The sequence below is a fragment of the Vibrio sp. Vf1514 genome, assembly GCF_052076135.1.
Lineage (GTDB): Bacteria > Pseudomonadota > Gammaproteobacteria > Enterobacterales > Vibrionaceae > Vibrio > Vibrio furnissii.
Map to the genome: position 1 here is coordinate 1,915,835 of NZ_CP197267.1, position 13,701 is coordinate 1,929,535.

Sequence of the window (13,701 nt, forward strand, 5' to 3'; positions counted from 1 at the left end):
TCCTTATGCAGTTTTGGCGACCGTTGCAGCGGCAGGTTGACGACCTTCAGATTTCGATTGTTTCTCATACAAAAAGCGCAGTACCGACTGACGATATTTCTGATACGTCGGGTCATCCGCCAGTTGAACGCGATTGCGTGGGCGCGGCAGTTCAATATTAAGCACTTCGCCGACCGTCGCAGCCGGACCGTTGGTCATCATGACGATTTTGTCCGACAGCAGCACCGCTTCGTCCACATCATGGGTGATCATGATGACGGTGTTATTCAGCTCGGCCTGAATCTCCATCAGCGCATCCTGCAAGCGAGCACGGGTTAAGGCGTCGAGCGCACCGAACGGTTCATCCATCAGCAGCACTTTCGGTTTCAGTGCCAGCGCGCGGGCAATACCGACGCGCTGCTTCATCCCACCCGAGATCTCATCCGGTTTCTTATCCGAGGCGTGCGCCATTTGGATCAGGTCGAGATAATGTTCAACCTGTTGTTTAATTTGGGCTTTGCTTTGTCCTTTGGCGACCTGTTTCACCGCCAGTTCAACGTTTTGGTACACCGTCAGCCACGGCAGCAGTGAATGGTTCTGAAACACCACCGCGCGCTCTGGCCCAGGGCCATCGACTTCGCGTCCATCCACAATCACCCCGCCGTCGGTGGGCATGTAAAGGCCCGCGACCAGGTTAAGCACGGTTGACTTGCCGCAACCTGAGTGGCCAATCAGTGAGATGAACTCGCCTTTTTGGATCTGCAGGTCGACGTTTTTCAGCGCGACAAACTCACCTTGTGGCGTGGGAAAGCGCATGCCGAGTTGGGTTAAATCTAAAAATGCTTTGGACATATGCCGTTCTCCTTAACGCAGCGCTTGCTGTTTGTTCCAAGACAGATGTTTTTGCAGATGCAGCATGCCGCGATCCAACAGCAACCCGATAAAGCCAATCGCAATCACCGCCACCATAATTCGCCCCAGCGACGCCGAGCTGCCATTCTGGAATTCATCCCACACGAACTTGCCAAGGCCCGGATTCTGCGCCAGCATCTCTGCGGCAATCAGCACCATCCAGGCAATCCCGAGCGACAACCGCAGCCCAGTAAAGATCATCGGAATCGCTGAGGGCAACACGATGGTGCGGATATGTTGCCACCACGACAGGCGCAGTACCTTGCTCACGTTAATCAGGTCTTTATCCACATTGGTGACGCCAACCGCGGTATTGATCAGCGTCGGCCACACGCTACACAGCGCCACAGTCAACAGCGAGTTGACGAACGATTTGGCAAACATCGGATCATCGCTGACGTAAGTCGCACTCACCACCATGGTGACAATCGGTAGCCAAGCCAGTGGCGATACTGGTTTTAGCAGTTGAATGATGGGGTTGACGGCCTGATACAGTCCATGGTTGAGCCCCAGAACAATACCGAGCGGGATTGCAATCAACGACGCCAGCGCAAACCCCGCCGCCACCGTGACCAGACTGGTGCCGATCTGATCAAAGAAGGTCGGTTTACCGGTGTACGGACGAATGCGGACTTCCGCATTGGGGTCTTTGGCCAGTTTGGCAGCGTTGCGCTTCTCTTGGCGTTCCATAAAAGCGTGCGCTTTTTCGCGCTCTTTGACATGTTCATTCACCAAGTTGCTGAACTGGGTGAACGTCTGCACCGGCCCTGGCAGCGTACCGAGTGACGTTTCGACCTGTCTGGCGGCGAGATGCCAGAACATCAGAAAAATAAGGATTCCAATCAGTGGCATCAGCATCACTTTGCTGCGGCTGACCACTTTTTCGCGACTGGGGATCAGTGAAATGACATTGCTCGACATAGCAAACTCCTTGCGCTATTGCGTCTCGTCCCTGTGAAGGCAGGTCTGGTGCAGCCGTGTGGCATTGACCCAAAGCACCAGACCCCGTGTTTTATACTTTGTCGTTACCCTTCAGACCGATAGCGAACTTGTTGAGGTAAGCGTTCGGTTGATGGCCGTCGTAGACGATGTCATCGATGAAGTGTTTCTGTGGCGCACGGAAACCGTCTTCATGGTTGAAATCCGGAAAGTCTTTTGCGCTCATCACACCCTCTTCAATCAGAGATGCCGCCGCCTGCTGATAGATATCCGGACGGTAGACCTCTTTGGCGATATTCATGTACCAGTCGTCCGATTTGGCATCCGCAATCTGCCCCCAGCGGCGCATCTGAGTCAGATACCAAATCGCATCGCTGTAGTACGGATAGGTTGCGTTATGACGGAAGAACACGTTGAAATCCGGCACCTCGCGTTTGTCACCTTTTTCGTACTCAAAGGTGCCTGTCATGGAGTTGGCAATCACCTCTTTATCGGCACCGACATACTGACTTTTCGACAGCATCGCCACGGCTTCGCTGCGGTTGGCGTTGTTGTTTTCATCCAGCCAGTGCGCCGCACGAATCAAGGCTTTCACCACGCGAATGTGCGTATTCGGATATTTCTCCGCCCACGCTTTTGACACGCCAAACACTTTTTCCGGGTTGTTCTTCCAGATCTCGTAATCCGTGACCACCGGAACACCGATGCCTTTAAACACGGCCTGCTGGTTCCACGGTTCCCCCACGCAGTAGCCTTTGATGGTACCCGCTTCCATGGTCGCTGGCATTTGGGGTGGCGGAGTGACGCTGAGCAGGACGTCAGCTTTCAACTGGCCGCTGTTGTCACCCGATTGCGGTGCGTAGTAGCCCGGATTGATGCCGCCAGCAGCCAGCCAGTAACGCAGCTCGTAGTTGTGCGTCGAGACCGGAAACACCATGCCCATGTTGAAAGGTTTGCCCTGATCGCGATATTGCTGCACCACAGGTTTCAGCGCATCCGCTTTAATGGGGTGAACGATTTTGCCGTCGCTCTCTTTGCTCAAAAACGGCTTCATCTGCTCCCAGGTATCATTGGAAACGGTGATGGCGTTGCCGTTCAGATCCATACTGAACGCCGTGATGACTTCTGCTTTGGTGCCGATACCAATCGTCGCACCCAGCGGCTGGCCCGCCAGCATATGCGCACCATCCAGTTCGCCATCAATCACGCGATCAAGCAGCACTTTCCAGTTCGCCTGTGCTTCGAGCGTGACGTACAGTCCTTCGTGTTCAAAAAAGCCTTTTTCATAAGCGACGGCAAGTGGTGCCATATCCGTCAGTTTGATAAAGCCGAACTTCAAATCTTCCAACTCTGGCTCACCCACCTGAGCATCCGCTCCGGCGCTCAGCAGTGAAGCGCTCAACAGTAAGCTGCGCATCCATGGTGTTTTCGATTGCATCGCAATACTCCCTTTCCTTGATTACAAATCCTGTTTGATTCCAAAACGTGCTTGATTCAAAAAGCCACAAAAAAGGCGCTACTGCTTCTCAGAGCAGTAGCGCCTTTGCTATTTCCGTCATCACCGCCGTTGATGATGTGAGTCAGCAGCCTTGCGGCTTATTCCAAATTCTCGGATGTACTTCATTTCCGTGACTGAAGATGACAATCCAAGTTACATGCCAGTTTTTATAGTTATTATTTATCAATAAGTTAAGTTGAAGTTCTGAGATATTTACTGTTTTCGTGCTTTGTTTATGTGCAAAGTGCACCAGTGGCAAGAATTCCGCCTAACCCCAAAGTATTATCAGACGCCCAGACCTTCCATCGTGTGGATCACGTTCTTCGCCACCTGTGCCAGTGACAGGCTCGATTGCATCGCGCTACTGCGCAGTGCGCGATACGCTTTATCTTCATCCAAACCATGCAGACGCATCAGTATCCCTTTGGCCTTTTCAACCCATTTACGCTCTTCGAGTTTTTGCGTCAACGACTCGATTTCCTGCGCCATCGCCATACTGGTTTCACGCACCTGCTTGGCATAATCAATCCAGGGCTTGAGCTCAAACGCCGAGTCAAAAGGCAATAAAACGAAATCGTGATGTTGAGGTAAGCGATTGATATCATTCACCTGAAGCTGTTTAAGAATCACCAAAAGCGGCACCTTGCGCTGGGAACAAAATTCGACAATGAGCCGCAGCTCTGCACTCGGTTGGCGCCACGACACCACCACGGTGGGTGAAAATTCTTTGTCGATCATGCGCTCCAACTGAGCCAGTTGGCAGAGCAGGATCTGGTCGTAGTGCAACGCAAGTTTGGCACTGATCCCGGCCTGATCGCTGACGCTGTCACAGCACACCACAATGGATTGAGAAGAGTGAGAAAGAGACATAGCCATTCCTTGTTGTGTTCAAACGCTATGGAATGAAATTGCAAAGAGCGCGCCATGTTGAAGAAGTGCAATTTAACTTAATAAAAACAATAAGATAAAAATTAATACCTGCGAATTGATAACGCTTTAGGGCTAGATGGGTCGGTGCACCCAAAAGTGCTCACGACCTTCCCGGCGCCCTCTTGTTACAGAGAAGCGCTCAGGAGCAGCGACGCACGTTAACTTCACGATGTGATAGTTGAATGACTTGGTTGCGTCAATCCGCCATTTGATGTGGCAGAGGAGAAAAACGCGGGGGTAAATCAGTGCGTGTCGACATAGGCTTGCCAATAGCGAAAGGCCGTCGCCATCGCGGTATCGCGATCGAGCATCTTCGCAAACAGGACAGCGGTCATGGTCGCAACGACACTGTTCGCCATCTGGACCCACTCTTCTTGCGGTGTCCCCAGTGGGCAAGCGTGAGGCAACGCGATGTCTGAGACAAACTGCTCAGGCCAATAGTAAGAGTGCACGCCATCGGTCTGGCTGAGCCACACCGTCTGGCTCACCTTCGGGTTGTACTCCGACTCACCGGACTGGCCTTTAAATGAGATCACCGCATGGGCGGTTTTGCCAATCACGTGTTCAACTTCAGCGTGCAGTTGTTGAAAACCCGGATGGAAACTGCCTCGCAGACCAATTTCACCGCCGCCAGGATTCAGCGCCCGCACGACCGTGTTGATCGGTGTGCGCAGGCCGTAGCGGTTTTTCCAGCCAATCATCACCTCGGCTTGCGGCGCAAAATGACGCAGCGGCAGATATGCAATGTTGCCTTGTTGCAGCAGTGCTTTGGCCTGCGCTGCATCCTTGGCAAGCGGCACCTCACACGCGGCCAAATAAGCCTCTGCATGCTCACGTGACGCGGGTTTGTCGTTGTAGCCGTGCATCAGTATTTTGTGTCCGTTATCAGCCATGATTTTGGCGGCCAGCAGATGCCAGGGCTGACCCGCCGCGGCACGTTTTCCGGCGTAACACGGCCAGTCAATCTCCGCGCCAATACTCGGCACACGGGACTGAAACGCTTTCACAAATCCGGCGATCTCAGCATTAGTTTCGTTTTGCACTCGGATCAGCATCAGCAGCATCGCCATCTGATCATCGCCCACGTCTCCGTTCAGGTAGTCATCCATCACCTGAAATGCCTGCTCAAAACTGAGCGGTTTGCGGCCGCGTTCACCGCGGCCGACAGTACGAATACAGTCCAGAATTGTGCTCATTGAGTCCTCTTAATCAGCCGGGGCGCATATAGGTTGCGAATGTGACTGGGTCACCGCATGCGCCGTTTGCATCAGTTGCTCCCGAAGTTTTACCACGTCTCCCATAATGATCAATGCCGGACTGAGACCTTTGAGTGCATTTGCTGTTTGCGTGAGCTGATTAAGCGAAAAGGTCACGACCGTTTGCTGCTCAGAACAGCCTTGGCCGACCACAGCCACCGGCGTTGAACCACTGAGACCCGCGGACATTAAACCCTGTTCAATCGCCTCTGCTTTTTCCAGTCCCATGTAGAACACCAGCGTCTGACCGCTGCTCACCAAACCCGCCCAGGCAGGCAATGCCCCCGTGACGACTTGACCGGTGATGAACGTCACGCTGCGCGAGACCTCTCGATGCGTCAGCGGAATCAACGCGCTTGACGCACAACCGATAGCGGCAGTAATGCCCGGCACCACTTGATAAGCAATGTTGTGTTTGACCAGCGCCAGCGCCTCTTCACCACCGCGGCCAAAGATGAACGGGTCGCCGCCTTTCAGACGCACCACCTGTTGACCTTGCTGAGCAAAATCGACCAGCAGCGCGCTGATGGCTTCCTGTTTCATACTCGGCTGTCCGCAACGCTTGCCCACATACACCATCTGCGCATCGGGATTGGCGAGTTCGAGAATATCGCGGCCGACCAAGCGATCATAGACCACCACATCAGCGTGTTGCAGGACTTTCACGGCTTTGACGGTGAGTAAATCCGGATCGCTCGGCCCCGCACCAACCAGAAACACAAAGCCCTTGTGGCTCGCAGGTTGGCTTGGCTTCGGCGCGCTTGGGCTGTGCTGATAGAAGTGGTCATGCACTGTAAAGGCGGTCGCGTCGGAGCGGATGCTGCGTGCAAATCGTGGGGTTGAATCGGTTTTCATGGCTCGACTCCTGAGATTAAGGTTTCGCCATCACCAGCACAGAACGGCTGGCCAGCAATTGGTTGACTTCCGGCAGGCAGGAACCGCAGTTCGTGCCGCACTTCAATTTGCTCTGTAACTGATTGAGCGTCACGCAGCCATCCTGCGCCATCGCGTGTTGAATCTGCTTGTCCGTGACGCGAAAGCAGCTGCACACCAACTGGCTGGTCGCAGTTTCCCCGGCAAGCGCAAGCACTGACCCCAGCTGCAGAGGCTTGCCAATCAGCGCCACCATCGCGGTGTAGTCCTGCTCGACGGGTTGGGCGGAGACCATCAGAATGCCAGTCACTTCCATCGCAGGCGTATCAGCTTTTGCGCGCCCGATGACCATCATCCAGCCTTGCGGCAGATCCCAACGCAGCACCTGCTCGCCGCTGAGCAATTCAAACTGACCTTTGTCCAGCGCCGTCAGTGAGGCAAACCGCGTCACCCCTAGGCGTTCTTCCTGCTGATAGCTGACATAATCACAGTCCGGTAGCGTGCGGGACGCGCCGACATACAGGCCGTAACTTTGCATGGTGACGGGCGCAAGATGCACGTGAGCCGACTTAAACGCAGGCTGACCGGAGATGGGATCGGCCGCGCGCAGCACGGCACGATTCACCTGAGAGTGCGCGCTGTAACGTCCAGCCCAGTGCATGGACATAAACAGCTGCTTTCCTTTCAGCCCCTCATCAAACGCCACGCGCGCGAACACGCATTGAGTTTGGCTATCACTGCGCAGCGCGGCCATTTCCCCTTGTTTGAGGCCAATTGCCTGACCCGCAAGTTTGTTGACGTAGAGCGTCGGTTCGACTTCTCCCGCTGCCAGTTTGGCAATGTGTCCGGTGCGGGTCATGGTGTGCCATTGATCGCGCTGGCGTCCGGTATTGAGCCACCACGCACCGCTTGGCACCTCATGAGGCTCAACGGGGATAAAATTGGCACGTCCGGATGGGGTTGAAAACTGGCCGTCGCGATATGGCGCACTGCGTGTCAGCGGCCATTGCACCGGCGTCCAGCGCTCATACTCATCGTCACTCATCGTGGCAAACATCGACAGATTGAGCAGATAGGGCGTGCCGTGGTTGATGCCCGTCAGCCCCGCGTATTCGCGAAACACATCCGCGACGCTGTGAAACGCAAACCCGTCAGCGATGTTCAGGCGTGAACATAACGCGCTCCCGACTTGGCTCACCGCCCACCAATCCGGTTTGGCTTCTCCGGGAGCGGCAAGAAAGGCGCGCTGACGCGACAAACGGCGCTCGGAGTTGGTGACCATGCCCTGTTTTTCACCCCAACCTGCCGCAGGCAGCAACAAATCCGCATACTCGGCGACATCGCTGCTGGCGGTAATATCCGACACAATCACAAAGTCGCACTGTTTCAAAGCATTGCGAATACGATCGCTGTCTGGCAACGAGACAACCGGGTTGGTGGCCATGATCCACAGCACCTTAATGTGCCCTGCTTCGACGGCATCAAACAGATCCAGCGCTTTCAGACCCGGTTTATCCGCGATGGTTGGCGATTGCCAGAACGTCTGCACTTGCTGGCAGGCGGTGTCATCAAAACCGCGGTGCACGGCGAGTTGATTCGCCAGCCCGCCGACTTCGCGTCCGCCCATCGCATTGGGCTGACCCGTGAGTGAGAATGGCCCGCAGCCTTCGCGCCCGATTTTGCCGCTCGCCAGATGTGCGTTGATGATAGCGTTGCCCTTATCCACCCCCGATACGGACTGGTTCACGCCCTGGCAAAACAGCGTCAATGCCGTCGGGCTGGAAGCAAACCAGCGGTAAAACGTGCGCAGCGCCTCTTCGTCAACATCCAACGCTCGGCTAACGCGACTGAGCTGGTAACGCTCATCGGAAATTGCCGTGAATAACGCCTCAAAACCGTGCGTGTGCTCGTCGATATACGTCTGGTTGAACGTACCGCTGTCTTTCATAAAACGCAGCAGGCCGTTATACAGCAAGACATCACCATCATTTGCGATCGCCAGATGCAAATCGGCCTGCTCAGCGGTGACGGTGCGCCGTGGGTCAATCACCACCAGCTTGAGTCTGGGGTTACGTTCACGGGCCTGCTGAATACGACGAAACAGCACCGGATGCGTCCAGGCCGTGTTGGCGCCTACCAGCACCAGCAGATCGGTTTGCTCGATGTCATCATAATTGACCGGAACCACATCTTCGCCAAAAGCGCGAACATGCGCGGCCACGGCCGACGACATGCACAGACGAGAGTTGGTATCAATATTGGCGCTGCCCACGTAGCCTTTCATCAGCTTGTTGGCGACATAATAATCCTCAGTCAGGATCTGGCCGGAGACATACATCGCCACCGAATCGGGTCCGTGCTGCTCAATTGCCTGATGAATGCGAGTGGCAATCTCGTCAATCGCCGCATCCCACGGGATCTCTTGGCCCCTGAGTTTGGGATACAGCAAACGGCTGGGCATATTGAGGCTTTCAGCTAATGCAGAGCCTTTGACGCACAGCGCCCCCTGGTTCGCCGGGTGTGTCTTGTCCCCAACGATCGTCTCGCGGTTGGCTGACACGCCGCACCCGACACCACAGTATGGACACGTTGTGTGAATATTGGCTTGAGTCATCATCACTTCCTTGTGCTCAAGGCAAATAAAAGGCGCCTTACTTCCGAGAAGTAAGGCGCCTTTGCCTAGGTATTAACAAATATCTTTAATCGATATAGACAGAGCAAACCTCATACCAACTTTTGTGCTTTTATCTTTCAATAAGTTAGCAACATACGTCCGTTTTCGTTGCACCAGTGAAGTGCAGACTGCCCTGAAATTCAACGCCAATTCGAGCAACCAACTAACCACAGGCTTGACAATAACGGACAAAACTTAACCAGCCATTTAGACGTCTAGACGTTGACATTCATCAGCGAGAAGATTAGTCTTCACGCCTTGATTGTTATTAGATTTGTCGTTTACATGTCCGGTTCCCAACACACTACGAAAACAGTTGCACCCTCTGCGGTCGCACTGATCCCCCTGATTATTTTTCTTGCGCTGTTCATCGGCGTGGGAACTTACTTGTCCCTGCAAGGCGTTGAGTTTGCTTTTTACCAACTGCCTGCACCGATTGCGATTCTGCCCGCTATCATCATCGCTTTCCTTTTGAGTAAAGAGAAACTCAATCGCTCCATCGAACATTTTATGCGGGGTGTGGGCCATCAAGACATCATCGCGATGTGCATGATCTATTTGCTGGCCGGTGCCTTTGCTGCTGTAGCGAAAGCATCTGGTGGTGTGGATGCGACCGTCAATCTCGGTTTGTCGGCCATTCCAACCAACATGATTCTGCCTGGCTTATTTCTGATCTCCGCGTTTATTGCGACCTCCATGGGCACATCAATGGGAACCATCGCTGCGGTGGCTCCGGTTGCGCTTGGGATTGCACAATCGGCAGGCATGAGCTTGCCAATGACTGCGGGCGTAGTTTTGAGCGGCGCGATGTTTGGTGACAACCTGTCAATCATCTCGGATACCACGATCGCCGCCACGCGCTCGCAAGGCTGCGAAATGAAAGACAAGTTCAAAGAGAACATTCGCATCGCACTACCTGCAGCGTTGGTCGCGCTGGTTGTATTTGCTTACCACAGCACCGCAACGCAAGTGCCCGACGCAGGCCCGATTGAATGGTTGAAAGTGCTACCGTACATCACGATTTTGGTGTTGGCGGTTTCCGGAATGAACGTGTTTGTGGTGCTAACCATTGGCATTGTGCTTGCCGGTGGCATTGGCTTGGCGTCCGTTGACGGTTACGCGATGACCAATTTTGCACAAGACATCTACGCTGGGTTTGGCAACATGCAGGAAATTTTCCTGCTGTCGATGCTGATTGGCGGATTGAGTGAGCTGATGCGCCGCCAAGGCGGTCTGGCTTTTCTGACGAACTTAGTGAGTCGCCTGATCAATGCCTTCGGATCTCGTCACTCTCAACATGCGAATAGCCGCGCGAGTGAATTAGGCATTGCTGGTTTGGTATCGCTGGTGAACGGCTGTACCGCCAACAACACGGTCGCGATTATTGTCTCAGGTAGCGTGGCGCGTCAGCTCGCCGAAGAGAACGATGTCTCACCTCGCCGCTCTGCCAGCTTGCTGGACATCTTCTCATGCGTGGTGCAAGGCATTCTGCCTTATGGCGCGCAAGTGCTGCTGCTGGGCTCTGTGTTTAAGCTGTCACCCTTCGCCATCGTGGCCAACTCGTACTACTGTTTTGCACTGGCGATTGCGGCCATTGTCGCGGTGTTTCTCAAGCACCAACCACGACAAGCCACTGCTAAATCAGCGCGCTAAAACGCGCGATTTGAGTGCCCGCCCCGATGAATCTTGAGAGATGATCTTGAGATATAGATAATTGAGCATCGCGGGCTTCAAAGCGCCGCGATGTTCACAGCTCAAATAACAAAGCCACGTCATCTGACGTAACGCGCATAAAAAAACGGAGTGTTTGCACACTCCGTTTTTTGTATCGGTTCACTCAGATAGGCTTAGCCGATATGAGTTACACCACCCATGTACTTTTGCAGTACCGCTGGTACTTCGATACGACCATCAGCTTGCTGGTAGTTTTCCAGAATCGCGACCATCGTACGACCCACTGCCAGGCCAGAGCCATTCAGTGTGTGCACCAGTTCAGGTTTCTTCTCGCCTTTACGACGGAAGCGAGCTTGCATACGACGGGCTTGGAAATCCCACATGTTTGAACAAGATGAGATTTCACGGTAAGTTTTTTGAGCCGGAACCCACACTTCCAAGTCGTATGTTTTGCATGAACCAAAGCCCATGTCGCCAGTACACAAAATCACTTTGCGGTATGGCAATTCAAGCAGTTGCAGAACTTTCTCTGCGTGACCCGTTAGTTCTTCCAGTGCCGCCATTGAATCTTCAGGCTTGGTGATCTGAACCAATTCCACTTTGTCAAACTGGTGCATACGAATCAAACCACGCGTATCACGACCGTATGAACCTGCTTCTGAACGGAAACATGGAGTATGCGCGGTCATTTTCAGTGGCAGATCCGCTTCTTCCGTGATGGTGTCACGAACCAAGTTCGTCACTGGCACTTCAGCAGTTGGGATCAAAGACAGACGACGCGGCTCTTCATCGCTGGCTTTTTCTGCCAGAGGCTCGGTGTGGAACAGGTCTTTACCAAATTTTGGCAGTTGGCCTGTACCAAACAGCGTGTCTGAGTTCACGAGGTAAGGCACGTACAGTTCCGTGTAACCGTGTTGCTCGGTGTGCAGATCCAACATGAACTGCGCGATAGCACGGTGTAGACGCGCGAACTGACCTTTCATGATCACAAAACGTGCGCCGGTGATTTTGGTGGCACTCGCAAAGTCCAGGCCGTCACCCATTTCACCCAGATCAACGTGATCTTTCACGTCGAAGTCATACGCTTTTGGCGTGCCCCAGCGAGACACTTCCACGTTGTCGTTTTCGTCTTTACCGTCTGGCACAGCGTCGTCAGGCAGGTTCGGCACGCTTTGAGTGATCGCGTCAAGCTGGCTCATCACTGCATCCAGTTCCACTTTCTTCGCGTCCAAATCGTCACCCAGTGTGCCGATTTGTTTCTTCACTTCTTCCGCGCCGTCTTTGTCGCCTTGCGACATCAGTTGGCCAATTTGCTTGGAGATGGAGTTACGCGTGGATTGTAAATTTTCAACTTCTACTTGAATGGACTTGCGTTGTTCTTCAAGTGTACGAATTGTGTCCACGTCGAGTTTAAAACCGCGACGCGCCAGTTTTGCAGCTGTTTCTTCCAGCTCAGTACGAAGTAATTTAGAATCCAGCATTGCTAATCCTATGCTTTATAAGTTGCGAAAAAACGCGTGTGCTTCCTTTTTAATCAAAGCCACGCGTATAGAAATTTAACCCGTCAACGATAACGAAAAGCCACTAATTTTCATAGCGCTTTTGTGGGCTTTTTGCGTCTAAATCCGCCAGATAATCTAACTTTTCGCCAATCTTGGTTTCTAAGCCCCGATTCGTCGGCTGATAATAGCGAGTTCCGGTCATTTCCGGAGGAAGATAGCGTTCACCCGCCGCATATGCACCGGGTTCATCGTGCGCGTAACGATATTCCGCGCCATAGCCGAGATCTTTCATCAAGCTGGTTGGCGCGTTGCGTAAATGCACTGGCACTTCGTACTCGGGCAAATTCTGCGCATCATCGAGCGCTTGCTTCCAAGCGGTGTATACCGCATTACTCTTTGGCGCGCAGGCAAGATAGACGATTGCTTGCGCGATGGCGCGATTGCCCTCTCCGGGCCCCACGCGGGTAAAACAATCCCACGCCGACATCGCCACTTGCATCGCACGCGGATCGGCATTGCCGACATCTTCCGAGGCAATCGCCAGCAGACGACGAGCGATATAGAGCGGATCGCAGCCTGCAGAAATCATACGCGCCGCCCAGTAGAGCGCACCATCCGGGTTCGAACCTCGAATCGATTTGTGCACCGCCGAGATCAAGTCGTACCAAATGTCGCCTTTGTTATCAAAACGCGCCACTTTTTCGCCTGCCACTTCGGCCAGCAGGCTGAGCGTGATTTGCTTTTCGCCCTGCTCGTTTTCTTCTGCCATGTCATACAGCAGTTCCAGGTAGTTGAGCGACATGCGCGCATCGCCATTGACCAGCTCAGACAAACGATCCAGAACGTTATCGTGAAAATGTGCCGCGTGTTTTCCGAGCCCACGATCTTGGTCAGCAATGGCTTGATCCAACGCCTGACGGATTTCCGTCTGGCTGAGTGACGTCAGTTTGTACACGCGTGCTCGAGACAGCAATGCGTTGTTGAGCTCAAAGGATGGGTTTTCGGTGGTCGCGCCGATGAAGGTCACCGTGCCATCTTCAATGTGCGGCAGAAACGCATCCTGCTGCGACTTGTTGAAGCGATGGACCTCGTCGACAAACAGTATCGTGCGGCGGCCCGCAAGTTTATTCTCACGCGCTTTCTCAATCGCAGCACGAATCTCCTTCACGCCAGAGGTGACCGCCGACACGCGTTCCACTTCTGCATTGGCGTAATTTGCCGCCACTTCGGCCAGTGTGGTTTTGCCGGTGCCCGGTGGCCCCCACAAAATCATTGAATGAATGTGGCCCGCCTCCAGTGCTCGGCGCAGCGGTTTTCCCGGGCCAAGCACATGTTGCTGACCAATGTATTGTTCAACGGTTTGTGGGCGCATTCGCGCAGCGAGGGGACGAAAATCTTCATCCCCGGCAAAATCAAAACTGTAGTTGCTCACGGGACTCACTTACCGGGTGTGTTGAACCCGAT

At 53.8% G+C, this 13,701-nt stretch carries 10 protein-coding genes; 1 reads left to right on the top strand and 9 read right to left on the bottom strand.

What is annotated here, in order from left to right; translation table 11 throughout:
- Positions 1-3 precede the first annotated feature (3 nt).
- The 7 genes from ACS18Q_RS08830 to ACS18Q_RS08860 all read right to left on the bottom strand — a co-directional run bounded on the left by ACS18Q_RS08830 (position 4) and on the right by ACS18Q_RS08860 (position 9,001).
- The gene (locus ACS18Q_RS08830; RefSeq protein ID WP_222732208.1) at positions 4-831 is read right to left on the bottom strand and encodes an ABC transporter ATP-binding protein; all 828 of its coding nucleotides are present in this window, start codon (positions 829-831) and stop codon (positions 4-6) included.
- 12 nt (positions 832-843) lie between these two features.
- Positions 844-1,812: an ABC transporter permease gene (locus ACS18Q_RS08835; protein ID WP_441256945.1), complete on the bottom strand. Its 969-nt coding sequence runs from the start codon at positions 1,810-1,812 to the stop codon at positions 844-846.
- 91 nt (positions 1,813-1,903) lie between these two features.
- Positions 1,904-3,247, bottom strand: coding sequence for a CmpA/NrtA family ABC transporter substrate-binding protein (locus ACS18Q_RS08840; RefSeq protein ID WP_441257633.1), 1,344 nt, complete (start codon positions 3,245-3,247; stop codon positions 1,904-1,906).
- Between the two features lie 366 nt (positions 3,248-3,613).
- Positions 3,614-4,198 (bottom strand): ANTAR domain-containing response regulator, encoded by a 585-nt coding sequence (locus ACS18Q_RS08845; RefSeq protein ID WP_441256946.1) that lies wholly within the window; start codon positions 4,196-4,198, stop codon positions 3,614-3,616.
- Positions 4,199-4,500: 302 nt separating this feature from the next.
- On the bottom strand, positions 4,501-5,454 hold the full coding sequence (locus tag ACS18Q_RS08850) for a glycosyl transferase family protein (RefSeq protein ID WP_441256947.1): 954 nt from the start codon (positions 5,452-5,454) through the stop codon (positions 4,501-4,503).
- 9 nt (positions 5,455-5,463) lie between these two features.
- Complete coding sequence (gene cobA / locus ACS18Q_RS08855) at positions 5,464-6,369, bottom strand: uroporphyrinogen-III C-methyltransferase (protein ID WP_441256948.1); 906 nt, start codon at positions 6,367-6,369, stop codon at positions 5,464-5,466.
- Positions 6,370-6,385: 16 nt separating this feature from the next.
- Positions 6,386-9,001 (bottom strand): nitrate reductase, encoded by a 2,616-nt coding sequence (locus tag ACS18Q_RS08860; protein WP_441257634.1) that lies wholly within the window; start codon positions 8,999-9,001, stop codon positions 6,386-6,388.
- A gap of 345 nt (positions 9,002-9,346) precedes the next feature.
- On the opposite strand from ACS18Q_RS08860, the gene ACS18Q_RS08865 reads away from it, so the two are divergent.
- Entirely contained in the window at positions 9,347-10,714 is a 1,368-nt protein-coding gene (locus tag ACS18Q_RS08865; protein WP_041942525.1) for a Na+/H+ antiporter NhaC family protein, read from the top strand.
- A 194-nt stretch (positions 10,715-10,908) separates the two neighbouring features.
- Here ACS18Q_RS08865 and serS read toward each other — a convergent pair whose 3' ends face one another.
- A complete protein-coding gene (gene serS / locus ACS18Q_RS08870; RefSeq protein ID WP_014204859.1) occupies positions 10,909-12,216 on the bottom strand; it encodes a serine--tRNA ligase in 1,308 nt (435 codons plus the stop codon).
- Positions 12,217-12,319: 103 nt separating this feature from the next.
- Complete coding sequence (locus ACS18Q_RS08875; protein WP_158107482.1) at positions 12,320-13,669, bottom strand: replication-associated recombination protein A; 1,350 nt, start codon at positions 13,667-13,669, stop codon at positions 12,320-12,322.
- Between the last annotated feature and the right edge of the window lie 32 nt (positions 13,670-13,701).